Below are 17,482 nucleotides of genomic sequence, written 5' to 3'. Positions count from 1 at the left end.
CACGCTCGGGTGGACCCTCAGTACCGGCGTTCCTGCTTCTGCTTGCACTCCACGCACAGGGTCGCGCGCGGGAACGCCTGCATACGCGCCTTGCCGATCGGGTTGCCGCAGTTCTCGCACAGACCGTAGGTCCCCGCGTCGAGGCGGTCCAGGGCCCGCTCGGTCTGTTCGAGCATCTCGCGCGCGTTGGCCGCGAGGGCCATCTCGTGCTCGCGCGTGATGTTCTTGGTGCCGGTGTCGGCCTGGTCGTCGCCCGCGCCGTCCCCGGAGTCCCGCATCAGGCCCACGAGGGACTCCTCGGACGTGGTGATCTCGGCGCGCAGCCGCAGCGCCTCGGACTGCAGCTCGGCGCGCGCCTCCGCGACCTCCTCCGGGGTCCAGGGGTCCTCGCCGGGGCGGACCGCGAGCTCGCCGGGCTCCGCCGCGGCGAGGCGTGCCTTGGGGACGGCCGTCTTCGCCGCCGTGGCCGTGCCAGGAGTCTTCTTCGCAACCACCGTCGTGGCTCCCGTCTGCTTCGCGGCCTGCGCCGCGCTCGCCTTCTTGGCCGTCTTCCCGGCCGTGCTCTCGCCGGCGGCACTCTTCGTGGAGGTGCTCTTCGTGGACTTCGTGGACTTCGTGGACTTCGTGCTGGTGCTCGTCGCCTTCGTGGTCTCCGTGGTCCTCGCAGTGGTGCTCTTCGCGGCAGCGGTCTTCTTGGCGGCCGTCTTCTTCGCCGCGGTCTTCTCGGCCGGCGTCTTCTTGGCGGCCGTCTTCTTGGCAGCCGCCTTCTTCACCGCCGCCTCCGCCGCCCCCGCCGTCTTCTTGGCGGCCGTCTTCGTCGTCACGGCCTTCTTGGCCGCCGTCTTACTGCTCCCGGCAGCGGCCCCCGGTCTTTCAGGACCTTCCGCCGCCTTCTCGGCCGCCTTTCTCGCCGCCGCCCCCACGGCCTTCTTCCCGCCCACGTCCTTGGCCGCACCGCCGGAGGCATGTGTGGACCTGCCCGACGCCGACTTCTGATCGGCGGTCTTCTTCGCCACCATGGCCGCGGCCCCTTCACATATTGTGATCTTGCACGCGAATCGTGCTGGGACGATAAATCGACTTGAGTCCCGCGGCAACGGGGCACACCGCCCGATTCGCCCGCCTCGCGCAGGGAGAACGCCAGGCATGCAAGCGTTGTGCCCAGCTCCCCGCCCGGTAATCCGCCGGACTGCGCGTCCCAGAATCCGAACACGCGTACCGCTCCATTCGGGTCACTCCGTCGGCCGCGACGACCGCGCCCCGGGGGCCGGGAAAACCGGTCGGCCGCTGTCCTCGCGGCGCCGTACACTGGGCGGAGCGAAAAGCGTGGATGGGGACGAGTAGCGACGTACGCAGCCCAGAGCGACCCGGGGACGGTGGAAGCCCGGGGGCGAGCGCGACGTGAAGATCACCCCGGAGCCGCCGGAAGAACGCCCTGGAGGGCAAGTAGACCCGGCCTCGCGACCCCAATGAGGGGGCTCACCGGTGCGTACGGCGCACAGGGGAGCCAAGGAGGGTGGTACCGCGGGAGCGCGCCGAAGGCGGCGCAGGAAATGACGTAGCTCTCGTCCCTCCGGACGGAAGGCAGCAAGTCCGCCGGAGGAAGACTGATGACGCAGTACCGCCAGGTGCCCGCCCAGGTCGATCTGCCCGCGCTCGAGCACGCGGTGCTCGACTTCTGGCGCGAGCAGAAGATCTTCGCCAAGTCCTTGGAGCAGTCCGAGGGCCGCCCCGAGTGGGTGTTCTACGAGGGCCCGCCCACCGCCAACGGCATGCCCGGGGCCCACCACATCGAGGCGCGCGTCTTCAAGGACGTCTTCCCCCGCTTCCGCACCATGCGCGGCTACCACGTGGCCCGCAAGGCCGGCTGGGACTGCCACGGCCTGCCGGTCGAGCTCGCGGTGGAGAAGGAGCTCGGCTTCAGCGGCAAGCAGGACATCGAGGCGTACGGCATCGCGGAGTTCAACGCCAAGTGCCGCGACTCCGTGCTGCGGCACACCGACGCGTTCTCCGAGCTGACGACCCGCATGGGCTACTGGGTCGACCTCGACGACGCCTACGTCACGATGGACCCCGAGTACATCGAATCGGTCTGGTGGTCGCTCAAGGAGATCTTCAACAAGGGCCTGCTGGTCCAGGACCACCGCGTCGCCCCCTGGTGCCCCCGCTGCGGCACCGGCCTGTCGGACCACGAGCTGGCGCAGGGCTACGAGACGGTCGTCGACCCGTCCGTGTACGTCCGTTTCCCGCTCACCTCCGGTCCGCTCGCCGGCGAGGCCGCGCTCCTGGTCTGGACGACTACGCCCTGGACCCTCGTCTCCAACACGGCCGTGGCCGCGCACCCCGACGTGACCTACGTCGTCGCGACCGACGGCGAGGAGAAGCTCGTCGTCGCCGAGCCGCTCGTCGGCAAGGCGCTCGGCGAGGGCTGGGAGACCACCGGCCAGTCCTTCACGGGCGCCGAGATGGAGCGCTGGACGTATCAACGTCCGTTCGAGCTCGTGGAGTTCCCGGAGCCCGCCCACTACGTGGTCAACGCCGAGTACGTCACCACCGAGGACGGTACGGGTCTGGTCCACCAGTCCCCCGCCTTCGGTGAGGACGACCTCAAGGTCTGCCGCGCCTACGGCCTCCCGGTCGTGAACCCGGTCCGCCCCGACGGCACCTTCGAGGAGGACGTCCCGCTGGTCGGCGGCGTCTTCTTCAAGAAGGCGGACGAGAAGCTCACGGAAGACCTCCACGACCGCGGCCTCCTGTTCAAGCACATCCCGTACGAGCACAGCTACCCGCACTGCTGGCGCTGCCACACCGCGCTCCTCTACTACGCGCAGCCGTCCTGGTACATCCGCACCACGGCCATCAAGGACCGCCTCCTCCAGGAGAACGAGAACACCAACTGGTTCCCGGACACGGTCAAGAACGGCCGGTACGGCGACTGGCTGAACAACAACATCGACTGGGCGCTGTCCCGCAACCGCTACTGGGGCACCCCGCTGCCGATCTGGCGCTGCGAGGACGACCACCTCACCGTCGTCGGCTCCCGCGCGGAGCTCACCGAGCTGACCGGCACCGACCAGTCGGACCTCGACCCGCACCGCCCGTTCATCGACGACGTCACCTTCGCCTGCCCCAAGGACGCCTGCGGCAAGGCCGCCACGCGCGTGCCGGAGGTCATCGACGCCTGGTACGACTCGGGTTCGATGCCGTTCGCGCAGTGGGGCTACCCGTACAAGAACAAGGAGCTCTTCGAGAGCCGCTACCCGGCGCAGTTCATCTCGGAGGCCATCGACCAGACCCGCGGCTGGTTCTACACGCTGATGGCGGTGGGCACCCTGGTCTTCGACAAGTCGTCCTACGAGAACGTCGTCTGCCTCGGCCACATCCTCGCCGAGGACGGCCGGAAGATGTCCAAGCACCTGGGCAACATCCTGCAGCCGATCCCGCTGATGGACCAGCACGGCGCCGACGCGGTCCGCTGGTTCATGGCGGCCGGCGGCTCCCCGTGGGCGGCCCGCCGCGTGGGCCACGGCACGATCCAGGAGGTGGTGCGGAAGACCCTCCTCACCTACTGGAACACGGTCGCCTTCCAGGCGCTGTACGCCCGTACGTCCAACTGGGCGCCGTCCGCGGCCGATCCGGCCCCGGCCGACCGCCCGGTCCTGGACCGCTGGCTGCTGTCCGAACTCCACGCGCTCACCGACCAGGTGACGCAGGCTCTGGAGGCCTACGACACCCAGCGCGCCGGCAAGCTCCTCTCGGCGTTCGTCGACGACCTGTCCAACTGGTACGTCCGCCGCTCGCGTCGCCGCTTCTGGCAGGGCGACAAGGCCGCACTGCGCACGCTGCACGAGGTCGTGGAGACGGTCACCAAGCTGATGGCCCCGCTGACCCCGTTCATCACCGAGCGGGTCTGGCAGGACCTGGTCGTCCCGGTCACGCCGGGCGCCCCGGAATCCGTCCACCTGTCCACCTGGCCGGAGGCGGACCTCTCCGCCATCGACCCGGAGCTGTCGCGGCAGATGGTCCTCGTCCGGCGCCTGGTCGAGCTGGGCCGTGCCACGCGCGCGGAGTCGGGCGTCAAGACCCGTCAGCCGCTGCGGCGCGCGCTGGTCGCGGTGACGGGCTTCGACACCCTGAACCCCGAACTGCACTCGCAGATCACGGAAGAGCTGAACGTCGAGTCGCTGGCGTCCCTCTCCGAGGTCGGCGGCAGCCTGGTCGACACCACCGCCAAGGCCAACTTCCGCGCCCTGGGCAAGCGGTTCGGCAAGCGCGTCCAGGACGTGGCGAAGGCGGTCGCGAACGCCGACGCGGCGGCGCTCTCCCTCGCCCTGCGCGAGGGCACGGCCTCGGTCGAGGTCGACGGCGAGACGATCACGCTGGCCCCCGACGAGGTCATCATCACGGAGACCCCGCGTGAGGGCTGGTCGGTCGCCTCGGACTCCGGCGCGACGGTCGCCCTGGACCTGGAGATCACGGAGGAGCTCCGCCAGGCGGGCCTCGCCCGTGACGCGATCCGCCTGATCCAGGAGGCCCGCAAGAACAGCGGCCTGGACGTGGCCGACCGCATCGCCCTGCGCTGGACGTCCACGGACCCGGCGGTGATCGCGGCCCTGACCGAGCACGCGGGCCTGATCGCCGACGAGGTCCTGTCGACGGACTTCGCCCAGGGCGAGGCGGACGACACCTACGGCACCCCGTTCACAGACGAGGGCCTGTCGCTGACGTTCCGCCTGCGCAAGGCGTAACACCAGCACAACCGACGAAGGCCCGGTCTCCCTGCTCAGGGAAACCGGGCCTTCGCCATGAAACGGCCGTCAGCTGCACCAACCCAGGGGCGCGGGGAACTGCGCGCGCAGCCACATCGGACCAGCAGCCGCCTGACAGCCTGACCCGGCACCCTGCGAAGCAACCCGCGTAAAAGGGGCGAGCCCCGGACCGAAGTCCAGGGCTCGCCCCTTTGAACGCTGCCGACGCCTAAGGCGTACTACACCTCGTCAGTTGTCGTCCTCGTCGATCAGGAACCCACGCATCGGCGAGGGAGCCTGCCCCATCGGCGACGGCCCCTGCGGCCGCACCGGAGCCATCGGCTGGGTCATCGCGGGCGACATCTGCTGCTGACCGCCGTAGGACGGAGCGGCCGGCGCCGGAGCACCACCCATGCCGCCCGGGTTCCCACCGTACGACGGGGCGCTCGCACCGGCCGGAGCCATCGAAGGCGCCGGGGACGGCGGAAGCGACGCGGTCGCCGGGGTACGCGGCGGAGCCAGCGAGTCGTCGGCCTGGGTCTCCAGCTGACGCAGCTGCGACTCCAGGTAGGACTTCAGGCGGGTGCGGTACTCGCGCTCGAAGCCGCGCAGGTCCTCGACCTTGCGCTCCAGCGTGGCGCGGGCGGACTCCAGGGAGCCCATCGCGACGCGGTGCTTCTCCTGCGCGTCCCGCTCCAGGGCGTCGGCCTTCGCACGGGCGTCACGCTCAAGACCCTCGGCACGCGAACGCGCCTCGCCGACGATCTTGTTGGCCTCGGAGCGGGCCTCGGCGATCGCCTGGTCGGCGGTCTGCTGGGCCAGCGAGAGGACACGGGCGGCGCTGTCGCCACCGGGGCCCTGACCGGGGCCGCCCATCGGACCGCCCATGGGGCCGCCCATCGGGCCACCCATCTGCTGCTGCATGGGCGGCTGACCACCCATGGGGCCACCCATCGGACCCTGGCCCATCGGACCGGGACCCTGCGGGCCACCCTGGCCGCTGGGACCGGCGGGCAGCTGCGGCGCACCGCTCGGCAGCTGGGGCGGGCCACCCATGGGGCCGCCCATCTGCTGCTGCGGCGGGCCAGATATGCCGGCCGGCACGGGGCCGCCCGGTCCTCGCATGCCCTGCTGCGGCATCCCCTGCTGAGGCATTCCCTGCGGGGGCATACCCTGCTGCTGGTCCTGCGGACCGGGACCGCCGGGACCCTCCGGAGGCTTGCGCATGTTCTGCTGGTTCTGCGCAGCGGCGCGCGTGGCCGCGGCCAGCTTGGCGCGCAGGTCCTCGTTCTCGCGGAGCAGGCGGGTCAGTTCGGCTTCGACCTCATCGAGGAAGGCATCGACCTCGTCCTCGTCATAGCCTTCTCGGAGGCGGACGGTCGTGAACTGCTTGTTCCGCACGTCCTCGGGGGTCAACGGCATCTCTTCACCTCAACGTAGTCGTCGGCATCGGCAAGACGGTAGTTCACATCGCTCACAGCCGGCTCACGATCGAGATCAGGATGTAGACGATGATCATCAGTACGAAGAAGGACAGGTCGAGCGCCACGCCCCCGAGACGCAGCGGCGGAATGAACCGCCGCAGAAGCTTGAGCGGTGGATCGGTGACAGTGTAGGTGGCCTCCAGAACGACCACCATCGCCTTGCCGGGTTGCCACGAGCGGGCGAACTGGAAGACGTAGTCCATGACCAACCGGAAGATGAGCACGATCAGGAAGCACATCAGCGCGATGTAGACGACATCCAGAACCACGCTCATGACCTGTGCTTCCCTCTCCCCTGTTTTTCCGTGCTGCTGGGTACTACTTGTACTGCTGTTTCCGGCCTTGCGTCTCAGCTCTGGTTGAAGAACCCGCCCTCTGCGATACGGGCCTTGTCCTCCGCCGTGACATCGACGTTAGCAGGCGACAACAGGAACACCTTCTGCGTCACCCGCTCGATGCTGCCGTGAAGACCAAACACCAAACCGGCCGCAAAGTCGACAAGTCGCTTCGCATCTGTGTCATCCATCTCAGTGAGATTCATGATCACAGGGGTGCCCTCACGGAAGTGTTCCCCGATGGTACGGGCCTCGTTGTAGGTCCGCGGGTGAAGTGTGGTGATCCGGTAAGGCTCTCGTTCCGACACGACCTTGGGCATGATCACCGGTGCGTTCTTCTCCAGGCTCTGGCGTTCTTGTGTGATGGACGCCACGGGCGCGATGCGCGCCGGACGGCCGGATTCCGCGGCTAGCGAAGCGGAACGGGCGACCGGTTCACGCGGGGTGGACGGCTGTACGATTCGCACCTCTTCGTCCCTTTGGGACTGATGTGCACTGTGCGACTGGTGCACCGGCTCGTGGCGCCGGTGGTCCCGCTCGGGCTCCGGGTCGAGTTCCGGTTCGAAGTCGTCGTCGGGGTCAAAACCGCGGCCGTCGTACCCATCGTCCTCCACGAGGCCGAGGTAGACCGCCATCTTGCGCATCGCGCCGGCCATGCTCTGAGTCCTCCGCTCTGTGGTGGATCTGCTGACGACTGCCAAGTGCCTGCGATCCACGAGGTCGTTACACCCGCCTTCCGGCGGTAATGACCATATTTTCTGCTGTGGTCCGACTTCCTGGCGACGTTACCCGAGCCTCGCGCGGACTCCGAGTACCGCGGTACCGACGCGTACATGTGTCGCTCCGGCGGCCACGGCCTGTTCGAGATCCGCACTCATCCCTGCCGAGACCATGTTCGCAGCCGGATGGGCTCGGCGCAGGTCGGTCGACAAATCCATCAACCGCTCGAACGCCGCCTGTTGGCGCCCCGCGTACTCCCCGGTGAGCGGCGCGACGGTCATCAGTCCGTCGAGCCGCAGCCCCGGAGCGCCGGCCACGAGGTCGGCCAACTCTTCGATTCCGCCGGGCGCCACGCCACCCCGCTCCCCTCGCTCGCTCTCCCCCGCGTCGAGCGCGACCTGGAGCAGACACCCCACCTCGCGCCCGGCCCGGACGGCCTCCTTGGAGAGGGCCGTCACCAGCTTCGAACGATCGACGGACTGCACGAGATCCGCGTAACCGACCACGGATCGCACCTTGTTGGTCTGAAGCTGACCGACGAAATGCCAATTAAGGGGCAGATCCGAGCATTCGGCGGCCTTGGGTGCCGCGTCCTGGTCCTTGTTCTCGGCGACGTCGCGGACGCCGAGTTCCGACAGGATCCGCACATCGCTCGCGGGGTAGGTCTTGGTGACCACGATCAGGGTCACCTCTTCACGCTTGCGCCCCGCGGCCACGCACGCGGCGGCGATGCGCTCCTCCACCTTCGCCAGATTTGCGGCGAGTTCGCCCTTACGGTCCGTCATGCTCTCTCAGTCCAGCCAGACATATCCCGCGAGTCGCCCCGTGGTGCGCTCGCGGCGGTACGAGAAGTGGTCGCGCGACTCCAGCGTGCACACCGGCGACTGCTCCCGGTCGCGCACCCCGAGCCGGTCGAGCTGCGCGTGCACTCCGGCGGTCACGTCGACGGCGGGAGTGCCCCAACTCGTCTCGGCGTACGCCGCCGGTTCGACGGCGGCGACCTCGGCGCGCATCGCGTCCGGGACTTCGTAGCAGCGGCCGCACACCGCGGGTCCCGTGCGGGCGACGATCCGGCCGGGTTCGGCGCCGAGTTCGGCCATGGCCCGTACGGCGGCGGGGACGACCCCGGCGACCATGCCGGGCCGCCCCGCGTGGGCCGCGGCGACGACTCCGGCGACCGGGTCGGCGAGCAGGACGGGCGTGCAGTCCGCGGTGAGGACGGCGAGGGCGAGACCGCGTTCGGCGGTGACGACCGCGTCGACCTCGGGCACCGGCCGGTCCCCCCACGCCTCGGAGACCACCGCCACCTCCGCCCTGTGCACCTGGTTCATCCAGACCACCCGCGCCGGGTCGATCCCCAGCGACTTGGCGGCCAGTTCGCGATTCGTACGGACGGCGTCGGCGTCGTCGCCGACCGCTCCGCCGAGGTTGAGCTCCTCGTACGGAACGGCGCTCACCCCGCCCCACCGGTCGGTGAAGGCGAAGTGCGCGCCGCTCACGGTGTCGCGCCGTCCTATCACTTCAGGAAGTCCGGCACGTCCAGTTCCTCGGCCGCGCTGTCCGAGTAGGTGCGCGACGGCGGGACCGGCGGGGCGACCGGGAGGTCGGCGACCGGCTCCGGCGCGGGCTCCGGCTCCTCCTTCGGCGTGACGCTGCCGAGCGAGCCGAAGGACGGGCGGGACTCGGTCTGCCGTACCGGAGTGGGCTCCTCGCGGCGGCCCGAGGAGGAGGTCGAGCCGAGGACGGTGTCCCGGCGGGCCGGCGGCTGGCCGCCGTCGAAGCCCGCGGCGATGACCGTGACGCGCACCTCGTCGCCGAGGGCGTCGTCGATGACCGCGCCGAAGATGATGTTGGCCTCGGGGTGGGCGGCCTCGGAGACCAGCTGGGCGGCCTCGTTGATCTCGAACAGGCCGAGGTCGGAGCCACCGGAGATGGAGAGCAGCACACCGCGGGCGCCGTCGATGGACGCCTCCAGCAGCGGCGAGGAGATCGCCATCTCGGCGGCGGCCACCGCGCGGTCGTCGCCGCGGGCCGAGCCGATGCCCATGAGGGCCGAACCGGCCTCGGACATGACCGACTTGACGTCGGCGAAGTCGAGGTTGATCAGGCCGGGCGTGGTGATGAGGTCGGTGATGCCCTGGACACCGGAGAGCAGGACCTGGTCGGCCGACTTGAAGGCGTCGAGGACCGAGACCTGGCGGTCCGAGATGGACAGCAGCCGGTCGTTGGGGATGACGATGAGGGTGTCGACCTCTTCGCGCAGCTCCGCGATGCCGTCCTCGGCCTGGTTGGCGCGGCGCCGTCCCTCGAAGGTGAACGGGCGGGTGACCACGCCGATGGTCAGGGCGCCGAGGTTGCGTGCGATGTTGGCCACGACGGGCGCGCCGCCGGTGCCGGTGCCGCCGCCTTCACCGGCCGTCACGAAGACCATGTCGGCCCCCTTGAGGACCTCTTCGATCTCCTCGCGGTGGTCCTCGGCGGCCTTGCGTCCGACGGCCGGGTTGGCGCCGGCGCCGAGTCCACGGGTGAGTTCACGGCCGACGTCGAGCTTCACGTCGGCGTCGCTCATCAACAGCGCCTGCGCGTCGGTGTTGATGGCGATGAACTCGACGCCCTTGAGACCGACCTCGATCATCCGGTTGATGGCATTGACACCACCGCCGCCGACACCGATGACTTTGATGACTGCGAGGTAGTTCTGCGGTGCTGCCACGTCGAAGGCCTCTCGCCTCGAGTTACGTGTCGTCGTCTCGCGTGGTCATGCGATACGACGACGGATGCCGAATGGGACGGTCCATAGTGCCGACCCGAACCCTAACGTTGAAGTTTAGGGTTACCAGTGTGTCTGTTCCCTGGAGTCTTCTGAACAGGACACTAAGTCGACAAGTGGCGCACGTTCAACGAACACGCCGAACCTCCCGTTTTTCTTTTCACCCTATGTGATCAGCCGTAGCGGTAGCCAACCAGGGTGCTGGCCTGCGCGGATGTACGTCAACTCCCTGATGACGCAGGGGCGGTGGGAACCGAGACGTCGAAGTGCCGCGCACCGGGCGCCGCTTTCAGCAGAGCGGTGAGCGTGCGGGCCTTCGCGGCACCCTTCTCGCTGCTCCCCCACGCGACGGTCCGGCCGTCGCTCAACTCCAGCGAGATGTCGTCGTACGAACGCACCTTGACGGTCCGGGTCGTGCGCGCGACGGCGGCCGGAATGTCACCGGCGACGCGCACCGCCTCGCGCACCAGCCGGCCGTCGCCGAAGCGGCGCAGGCTCGGGGTGGCGGAGCCCGAGTCGGCGAGCGTCAATTCGAGTGCGGGGACGCCTTTCGGGGCCCGGGAAACCGTGGCAAAACGGACGCCGTCATCGTCCACTTCGACAAACTTTCCGCCCTTTTCGACAATCAGAACCGGAGTGCGCTCGACCACTTTCAGCCCGATTCCGTGCGGCCAGGAGCGAGTCACGTCAACCGAGTCAATTCGGGGCAATTTCCGGAGCAACCGCGCCTCAATCGCATCGGTGTCGACGGAAATCAGCGGCGATCCGAGCGGTACGTCGGCCGCCTCGCGCACCTGTGCCGGCGTCAGCACGCCGGTGCCGGAGACCGACACCCGTTCCACGCGCAGCCATGGGGAGCCGTAGAGCGCCCAGACGCCGCCGGCACCGAGGAGGACCAGCGCGACGGCGAGAATGATGATCGTACGAGGCCGCGGCGGCCTCAGCCGTCGGGCAGGGGGCGGAACGGACGACTCCTGCTGGCGTTCACCGCGTTCGGCGGTGGTCGGTCCGGCCACGCTCCCTGCCCTTCGGTCATACGTTCCTAGTGGCGTGCACGGTTGGCGGCGATCGCCTCGTACACCATGCCGACGAGCAGGTCGTCGGCGTCCCGGCGGCCGAACTCGGCGGCGGCGCGGGACATCTGGTACAGCCGGTGCGGGTCGGCGAGCACGGGCAGGACGTTCTGCTGGACCCACTGCGGGGTGAGTTCCGCGTCGTCGACCAGCAGGCCGCCGCCCGCCTTGACCACCGGCTGGGCGTTGAGCCGCTGTTCGCCGTTGCCGATGGGCAGCGGGACGTAGGCGGCCGGGAGTCCGACGGCGGAGAGCTCGGCGACGGTCATCGCGCCCGCGCGGCAGAGCATCATGTCGGCCGCGGCGTACGCGAGGTCCATCCGGTCCACGTACGGTACCGGGATGTACGGGGGCATCCCCGGCATATGGTGCACCTGCGGCAGTTCGTTCTTCGGACCGACCGCGTGCAGGATCTGGATGCCGGCCTGCTGGAGCCACGGGGCGACCTGCTGGACGACCTCGTTGAGCCGGCGGGCGCCCTGGGAGCCGCCGGAGACCAGCAGGGTCGGCAGGTTCGGGTCGAGGCCGAACGCCGCGCGGGCCTCGGGGCGGACGGCGGCCCGGTCGAGGGTGGCGATGGTGCGGCGCAGCGGGATGCCGATGTAGCGGGCGTCGCGCAGCTTGCTGTCCGGGGTGGAGACGGCGACCTTGGCGGCGTAGCGCGAGCCGATCTTGTTGGCCAGGCCGGGGCGCGCGTTGGCCTCGTGGATCACGATGGGCACGCCGAGGCGCTTGGCGGCGAGGTAGCCGGGCAGGGCCACGTACCCGCCGAAGCCGACGACGGCGTCCGCCTTGGTGCGCTCCAGGACCTGCTCGGCGGCCTTGATCGTGCCGCGCAGCCGGCCCGGCACGGTGATCAGCTCGGGCGTGGGCTTGCGTGGCAGCGGTACGGCGGGGATCAGCGCGAGTTCGTAGCCGCGCTCGGGGACGAGACGAGTCTCGAGGCCGCGCTCCGTGCCCAGGGCCGTGATCCCCACGGTCGGGTCCTGCCTGCGCAGGGCGTCCGCGAGGGCGAGCGCGGGCTCGATGTGGCCGGCGGTCCCCCCACCGGCGAGTACGACATGCACCGAAATTCACCGCTCTCCGGACGTGCGTGCCGCCGAGGCACGCCGTCGCATCGTGTTCCATCTCCGCGGCTCCCTGGTCCGAGCGGAGCCCCCGGCACCCCGCTTTCTACCAAAGCGGGGTTGCCGCATCGCAAGCGCGGCCCGCGCAGCGGGCTCGTCACGAGCGAAGGCGATCAGCAGCCCGATCGCGAACATGGTCGGCAGCAGGGCGGATCCTCCGTAGGAGAACAGCGGGAGGGGGACACCGGCGATCGGCAGCAGGCCGAGCACCGCACCGATGTTGATCACCGCCTGCGCGGTGATCCATGTGGTCACGCCTCCCGCGGCATACCTGACGAAGGGGTCCTCCGTGCGGCCGGCCACGCGGATACCCGCATAGCCTAGAGCCGCGAACAGGGCCAGCACCGACAGCGTCCCCGCCAGGCCCAGTTCCTCACCGGTGACGGCGAAGATGAAGTCCGTGTGCGCTTCGGGCAGTTGCCCCCATTTTTCCACACTCGCGCCGAGCCCGGAGCCGAAGATTCCGCCGGAGGCGAGGGCGTAGATGCCGTGCACGGCCTGCCAGCAGTCGGCTCCCGCGGACCGGGGCTCGGTGGCGCCGATGCAGGCGAGCCGGGCCATCCGGTTGGGGCTGGTCTTGATGAGGATCAGGCCGATCAGACCGGCGATCGAGAGCACCCCGACGAACAGCCGGGTCGGCGCCCCCGCGAGCCACAACAGGCCGAAGAGGATGGCCGTCAGGATGATCGCGGTCCCCATGTCGCCGCCGAGCATGATCAGCCCGAGCAGCATGAAGGCGACCGGGACGAGCGGCACCAGCATGTGCTTCCACTGGGTCAGCAGCTTCTTGTCCTGCTTGCGCGCGAGCAGGTCGGCGCCCCACAGGACGAGGGCGAGCTTGCCGAACTCGCTGGGCTGGATCTGGAAGGAGCCGCCGAGCGAGATCCAGTTCTGGTTGCCGTTGACCGCCATCCCTATCCCCGGCACCTGCACCAGGGCCATCAGGAAGACCGCGCCCGCGAGGATCGGGTAGGCCAGCGCCCGGTGCAGCTTCACCGGCATGCGCGAGGCCACGAGCAGCAGCGCGGCGCCGATCGCCGCGGCCAGCAGCTGCTTGCGGAAGAAGTACGAGCCTGGCAGCGACATCTGCAACGCCTTGATCTGAGAGGCCGAGTAGACCATCACCAGCCCCAGCACGGTGATCAGCAGGCTGCCGCCGAGGATCAGGTAGTACGCGGTCAGCGGCCGGTCCCAGGCCTTCTTCGCGCGCAGGTAGAGCTGTCGTACGGGATTGTCGCGCACGGTCCGGGAGGCGGCGGGACGTCTGACGGTCCGCTGCACGGGCGGTCGGCCGGTACGGCTGCTGGGCATCAGAGCCTCCGCTACGTCGGTCAGGAGCCGAGTTCGCGAACCGCCTCCGCGAACGCGTCACCGCGCTTGTTGTAGTTGGTGAACATGTCCATGGAGGCGCAGGCCGGGGCCAGCAGCACCGTGTCGCCGGGCTGAGCCAGCCGCTTCGCTTCCGTCACCGCCTGGAGCATCGCCCCAGTGTCGGTCCGGTCGAGGTCGACGACGGGTACTTCCGGCGCGTGTCGCGCGAGGGCTTCGCGGATCAGGGCACGGTCGGCGCCGATCAGCACCACGCCCCGAAGTCGCTTTGCCGACTTGGCGACCAGCTCGTCGAAGGAGGCCCCCTTGGCGAGCCCGCCGGCGATCCACACGATGGACTCGTACGCCGCCAACGAGGCTTCCGCGGCGTGGGTGTTGGTGGCCTTGGAGTCGTCGACGTAGGCGACGCCGTCCACGTCGGCCACGTGCGCGATGCGGTGGGCGTCCGGGGTGAAGGCCCGCAGACCGTCCCGTACGGCCTTGGCAGGCACCCCGAAGGCACGCGCGAGGGCCGCCGCCGCAAGGGCGTTGGCGATGTTGTGCGGGGCCGGCGGATTGACGTCGGAGACCTCGGCGAGTTCCTGGGCGTTCTTCTGCCGGTTCTCCACGAAGGCGCGGTCGACCAGGATGCCGTCCACGACGCCGAGTTGGGAGGGCCCGGGCGAGCCGAGGGTGAAGCCGATGGCCCGGCAGCCCTCCTCGACGTCGGCCTCGCGGACCAGGTCCTCGGTGGCCTTGTCGGCCACGTTGTAGACGCAGGCGACGCGATTGCCCTCGTAGACGCGGCCCTTGTCGCGCGCGTACGCCTCCATGGAGCCGTGCCAGTCGAGGTGATCCGGGGCGAGGTTCAGCACGGCCGCCGAGTGGGCGCGTACGGAGGGCGCCCAGTGGAGCTGGTAGCTCGACAACTCCACGGCCAGGACGTCGTACCGCTCCTCGCCGAGCACCGCGTCCAGCACCGAGATCCCGATGTTGCCGACGGCCGCCGTGCGCAGGCCCGCCGCCTTCAGGATGGACGCGAGCATCTGGGTGGTCGTGGTCTTGCCGTTGGTGCCGGTGATCGCGAGCCAGGGAGCCGCGTCGGGGCCGCGCAGGCGCCAGGCGAGCTCGACGTCGCCCCATACCTCGACTCCGGCCTCCCGGGCCGCCTCGAACAGCGGGCTGCCGGGCTTCCAGCCGGGTGACGTGACGACGAGTTCGGTGCCCTCGGGCAGAGTCCGGCCGTCGCCGAGGCGGACGGTGATGCCGAGCGCCTCCAACTCGGCGGCCTGCTCACGCGCGCGTGCGTCGTCGCCGTCGTTGACGACCGTGACGAGCGCCCCGCGCGCGTGCAGCACCTTGGCCGCCGGGATGCCGGAGACGCCGAGTCCGGCGACCGTGACGTGCTTGCCCTGGAAGTCCGCGGACACCGTGGAGGTCACTTTTCTGCTGCCCATCCCGCGTAGAAGAGACCCAGGCCGACGATCACACAGATGCCCTGGATGATCCAGAAGCGGACCACCACGAGGACCTCGGACCAGCCCTTGAGTTCGAAGTGGTGCTGGAGCGGCGCCATCCGGAAGACCCGCTTGCCGGTCATCCGGAACGAGCCGACCTGGATGACCACCGACATGGTGATGAGGACGAACAGGCCGCCCATGATGGCCACGAGCAGCTCCGTGCGGGAGCAGATCGCCAGACCCGTCAGGACACCGCCGAGGGCGAGCGAACCGGTGTCGCCCATGAAGATCTTGGCCGGCGAGGTGTTCCACCACAGGAAGCCGAGGCAGGCACCCATCAGCGCCGAGGCGATGACGGCGAGGTCGAGCGGATCGCGTACCTCGTAACAGGCGTTGGGGTTGGTCAGGGTGCCCGCGTTGGCGCAGGACTCCTGGAACTGCCAGACGCCGATGAACGTGTAGGCGCCGAAGACGAGCACGGAGGCGCCGGTCGCCAGACCGTCCAGACCGTCCGTCAGGTTCACGCCGTTCGACATGGCGAGGATCATGAACAGCGCCCAGATCACGAACAGCACCGGGCCGATCTTCCAGCCGAAGTCCGTGATGAACGACAGCTTGTCGGAGGCCGGGGTGTTGTTGCGGGCGTCCGGGAACATCAGGGCGAGCACGGCGAAGCTGATGCCGACGATCAGCTGGCCGGCCATCTTCGCCTTGGCCCGCAGACCGAGCGAGCGCCGCTTGACGATCTTGATGTAGTCGTCGAGGAAGCCGACCAGACCCATGCCGACCATCAGGCCGAGCACCAACAGGCCCGAGTAGGTGGGCGGGTAGCCGGTGATGATCTTGGACAGGAAGTAGGCGGCGACCGTCGCCAGGATGAAGGCGATACCGCCCATGGTCGGGGTACCGCGCTTGCTGGCGTGCTCGCGCGGGCCGTCGTCGCGGATGTACTGGCCGTAGCCCTTGCGGGCCAGCAGCTTGATCAGCAGCGGGGTGCCGACCAGGGTCAGGAACAGACCAATGACTCCTGCGAACAGGATCTGCTTCATCATCGGGCGGAAACCTCACCCTCGGCACCGGTCGCGAGCAGCGCAGCGGCGATGCTCTCCAGACCGACCGAACGGGACGCCTTCACGAGAACGACGTCCCCCGGGCGCAGCTCGCTGCGCAACAGGTCGACCGCCGCCTGTGCGTCGGACACGTGCACCGACTCCTCACCCCACGAACCCTCGTTATATGCGCCCAGTTGCAGCCAGGACGCTTCCCTGCCCCCGACCGCGACGAGCTTGCTGACGTTGAGCCGGACGGCGAGCCGTCCGACCGCGTCGTGCTCGGCGAGCGCCTCGTCCCCGAGCTCGGCCATCTTGCCGAGCACCGCCCAGGTCCGCCGCCCCCGGCCCATGGCCACGAGCGCGCGCAGTGCGGCCCGCATGGATTCGGGGTTGGCGTTGTAGGCGTCGTTGACGACGGTCACGCCGTCCGGGCGCTCGGTGACCTCCATCCGCCAGCGGGAGAGGGAGCCCGCCTCGGAGAGCGCGGTGGCGATCTCTTCCGCGGACATGCCCAGCTCATGGGCGACGGCGGCCGCGGCGAGCGCGTTCGACACGTGGTGCTCACCGTACAGGCGCATGGTCACGTCACTGTCACCGGAGGGTGTGCGAAGCCTGAAGGCCGGCTGTCCCGTGTCCGTGAGTCTCACGTTCTCGGCGCGTACGTCCGCTTCGTCGGACTCTCCGAAAAGGATCACCTTCGCCTTCGTACGGGATGCCATGGCCCGTACGAGAGGATCGTCGGCGTTGAGGATCGCCGCACCGTCCTCCGGAAGTGCCTCGACGAGCTCGCCCTTGGCCTGCGCGATCTGCTCGCGGCCGCCGAACTCGCCGATGTGGGCGGTGCCGACGTTGAGGACGAGGCCGATCTTCGGGGGCGTCAGTTCGGCGAGGTAGCGGATGTGGCCGATGCCGCGGGCGCCCATCTCCAGCACGAGGAACTGCGTCTCCGCGGTGGCGGACAGGGCGGTCAGCGGGAGCCCGATCTCGTTGTTGAGCGAGCCCGGCGTCCACACGGTCGGCGCCTTGCGCTGGAGCACCTGGGCGATGAGGTCCTTGGTGCTGGTCTTGCCGGCCGAGCCGGTCAGGGCGACGAGGGTCGCGCCGAGCCGTCGTACGACCTCACGCGCGAGGGCGCCGATCGCGGTCTGGACGTCGTCCACGACGATCGCGGGCACGCCGACGGGGCGCGACGCCAGCACGGCGGCCGCGCCCGCCTCGACGACCTGCGCCGCGAAGTCGTGGCCGTCGACGCGCTCGCCGACGAAGGCGACGAAGAGACTGCCGGGCTCCACTTCTCGCGAGTCCCGGACCACCGGCCCGGTGACCTGGACGGACGGATCCGGTATGTCGTGCGTCTGCCCGCCGACGACTGAGGCGATCTCGGCGAGAGAGAGGGCGATCACAA

14 protein-coding genes are annotated in these 17,482 nt (G+C 69.6%); 1 reads left to right on the top strand and 13 read right to left on the bottom strand.

Translation table 11 applies throughout. The features are described 5' to 3' along the window. Positions 1-17 precede the first annotated feature (17 nt). Positions 18-1,019 carry a TraR/DksA family transcriptional regulator gene (locus ACFUO4_RS16490; protein ID WP_383484857.1) on the bottom strand — a complete coding sequence of 334 codons (1,002 nt, stop codon included), beginning with the start codon at positions 1,017-1,019 and terminating at the stop codon, positions 18-20. Positions 1,020-1,610: 591 nt separating this feature from the next. Between ACFUO4_RS16490 and ileS the strand changes: the two genes are divergently transcribed. Further along, the gene (ileS, locus tag ACFUO4_RS16485; RefSeq protein WP_079311101.1) at positions 1,611-4,748 is read left to right on the top strand and encodes an isoleucine--tRNA ligase; all 3,138 of its coding nucleotides are present in this window, start codon (positions 1,611-1,613) and stop codon (positions 4,746-4,748) included. Positions 4,749-4,997: 249 nt separating this feature from the next. Here ileS and ACFUO4_RS16480 read toward each other — a convergent pair whose 3' ends face one another. The 12 genes from ACFUO4_RS16480 to murF form a co-directional block, all read right to left on the bottom strand. Continuing rightward, on the bottom strand, positions 4,998-6,170 hold the full coding sequence (locus ACFUO4_RS16480) for a DivIVA domain-containing protein (protein WP_079311102.1): 1,173 nt from the start codon (positions 6,168-6,170) through the stop codon (positions 4,998-5,000). Between the two features lie 52 nt (positions 6,171-6,222). Next, positions 6,223-6,507, bottom strand: a complete 285-nt coding sequence (locus ACFUO4_RS16475) for a YggT family protein (RefSeq protein WP_007448661.1) — start codon at positions 6,505-6,507, stop codon at positions 6,223-6,225. 74 nt (positions 6,508-6,581) lie between these two features. Then, positions 6,582-7,223, bottom strand: coding sequence for a cell division protein SepF (locus ACFUO4_RS16470; RefSeq protein ID WP_079311103.1), 642 nt, complete (start codon positions 7,221-7,223; stop codon positions 6,582-6,584). A gap of 129 nt (positions 7,224-7,352) precedes the next feature. Further along, a complete protein-coding gene (locus ACFUO4_RS16465; RefSeq protein WP_079311104.1) occupies positions 7,353-8,072 on the bottom strand; it encodes a YggS family pyridoxal phosphate-dependent enzyme in 720 nt (239 codons plus the stop codon). 6 nt (positions 8,073-8,078) lie between these two features. After that, on the bottom strand, positions 8,079-8,807 hold the full coding sequence (pgeF, locus tag ACFUO4_RS16460) for a peptidoglycan editing factor PgeF (protein ID WP_383484852.1): 729 nt from the start codon (positions 8,805-8,807) through the stop codon (positions 8,079-8,081). Beyond that, on the bottom strand, positions 8,804-10,000 hold the full coding sequence (gene ftsZ, locus ACFUO4_RS16455; protein WP_383484849.1) for a cell division protein FtsZ: 1,197 nt from the start codon (positions 9,998-10,000) through the stop codon (positions 8,804-8,806). The genes pgeF and ftsZ overlap by 4 nt, the downstream gene beginning before the upstream one ends. A gap of 278 nt (positions 10,001-10,278) precedes the next feature. After that, positions 10,279-11,073 carry a cell division protein FtsQ/DivIB gene (locus ACFUO4_RS16450; protein WP_383484846.1) on the bottom strand — a complete coding sequence of 265 codons (795 nt, stop codon included), beginning with the start codon at positions 11,071-11,073 and terminating at the stop codon, positions 10,279-10,281. A gap of 26 nt (positions 11,074-11,099) precedes the next feature. After that, complete coding sequence (gene murG / locus ACFUO4_RS16445; RefSeq protein ID WP_079311106.1) at positions 11,100-12,197, bottom strand: undecaprenyldiphospho-muramoylpentapeptide beta-N-acetylglucosaminyltransferase; 1,098 nt, start codon at positions 12,195-12,197, stop codon at positions 11,100-11,102. Positions 12,198-12,203: 6 nt separating this feature from the next. Next, positions 12,204-13,568 (bottom strand): putative lipid II flippase FtsW, encoded by a 1,365-nt coding sequence (gene ftsW / locus ACFUO4_RS16440; RefSeq protein ID WP_383484843.1) that lies wholly within the window; start codon positions 13,566-13,568, stop codon positions 12,204-12,206. Between the two features lie 20 nt (positions 13,569-13,588). After that, positions 13,589-15,022, bottom strand: a complete 1,434-nt coding sequence (gene murD, locus ACFUO4_RS16435; protein ID WP_179143512.1) for a UDP-N-acetylmuramoyl-L-alanine--D-glutamate ligase — start codon at positions 15,020-15,022, stop codon at positions 13,589-13,591. Further along, the gene (gene mraY / locus ACFUO4_RS16430; RefSeq protein WP_179143513.1) at positions 15,004-16,077 is read right to left on the bottom strand and encodes a phospho-N-acetylmuramoyl-pentapeptide-transferase; all 1,074 of its coding nucleotides are present in this window, start codon (positions 16,075-16,077) and stop codon (positions 15,004-15,006) included. The genes murD and mraY overlap by 19 nt, the downstream gene beginning before the upstream one ends. After that, the gene (gene murF, locus ACFUO4_RS16425; RefSeq protein WP_079311109.1) at positions 16,074-17,480 is read right to left on the bottom strand and encodes a UDP-N-acetylmuramoyl-tripeptide--D-alanyl-D-alanine ligase; all 1,407 of its coding nucleotides are present in this window, start codon (positions 17,478-17,480) and stop codon (positions 16,074-16,076) included. Before murF ends, mraY begins: the two co-directional genes overlap by 4 nt. Positions 17,481-17,482 lie beyond the last annotated feature (2 nt).

The sequence above is a fragment of the Streptomyces sp. NPDC057280 genome (assembly GCF_042668605.1).
Lineage (GTDB): Bacteria > Actinomycetota > Actinomycetes > Streptomycetales > Streptomycetaceae > Streptomyces.
The sequence above is the reverse complement of the archived record's forward strand: the minus strand, read 5'-3'. Positions and strand labels throughout refer to the sequence as shown.

Bases quoted from the DNA above. Each gene is read 5' to 3' on its own strand.
- ACFUO4_RS16480 (WP_079311102.1), bottom strand. From the start codon at position 6,170: ATGCCGTTGACCCCCGAGGACGTGCGGAACAAGCAGTTCACGACCGTC.
- mraY (WP_179143513.1), bottom strand. From the start codon at position 16,077: ATGATGAAGCAGATCCTGTTCGCAGGAGTCATTGGTCTGTTCCTGACC.
- ACFUO4_RS16475 (WP_007448661.1), bottom strand. From the start codon at position 6,507: ATGAGCGTGGTTCTGGATGTCGTCTACATCGCGCTGATGTGCTTCCTG.
- ACFUO4_RS16490 (WP_383484857.1), bottom strand. From the start codon at position 1,019: ATGGTGGCGAAGAAGACCGCCGATCAGAAGTCGGCGTCGGGCAGGTCC.
- ftsW (WP_383484843.1), bottom strand. From the start codon at position 13,568: ATGCCCAGCAGCCGTACCGGCCGACCGCCCGTGCAGCGGACCGTCAGA.
- murD (WP_179143512.1), bottom strand. From the start codon at position 15,022: ATGGGCAGCAGAAAAGTGACCTCCACGGTGTCCGCGGACTTCCAGGGC.
- ileS (WP_079311101.1), top strand. From the start codon at position 1,611: ATGACGCAGTACCGCCAGGTGCCCGCCCAGGTCGATCTGCCCGCGCTC.
- ACFUO4_RS16465 (WP_079311104.1), bottom strand. From the start codon at position 8,072: ATGACGGACCGTAAGGGCGAACTCGCCGCAAATCTGGCGAAGGTGGAG.
- ACFUO4_RS16470 (WP_079311103.1), bottom strand. From the start codon at position 7,223: ATGGCCGGCGCGATGCGCAAGATGGCGGTCTACCTCGGCCTCGTGGAG.